This is a genomic window from Escherichia sp. KCJ4928 (genome assembly GCF_004352695.1).
Classification (GTDB): domain Bacteria; phylum Pseudomonadota; class Gammaproteobacteria; order Enterobacterales; family Enterobacteriaceae; genus ECMA0423.
Genome location: NZ_SJWV01000745.1, coordinates 1 through 261, shown reverse-complemented (window position 1 = coordinate 261; position 261 = coordinate 1). Strand labels below are relative to the sequence as shown.

The following is a 261-nucleotide window of genomic DNA, read 5'->3' as shown; positions in this document are numbered from 1 at the left end:
ACGCTCTCCCGGTGGCAGTGTCTGCTCTGCAAAAGACAGAACCCCCGAGGTGTATTTTTTCGCAAACGGCGTGGCATCGATGAGTTCCCGCACCTCTTCGGGAGCACCCCGCAGAACTCTCGCCCCTTCCCGGCTACGCTCCCGGCCCAGCAGGTAATCAACCGGACCACTGCCACCGCCTTTTCCCCTGGCATGAAACTTAACTATCATCCCGTTCTCCCTGTTTACGGACCTCATCCCTCAGCTCACTCAGTTCACGTC

Annotated in this window: 1 pseudogene; it reads right to left on the bottom strand. The window is 58.6% G+C overall.

The window, feature by feature from the left end:
* Nucleotides 1–210 (bottom strand): annotated as a pseudogene (locus E0D98_RS26565) (nuclease); the annotation flags it as partial.
* Nucleotides 211–261: the final 51 nt, after the last annotated feature.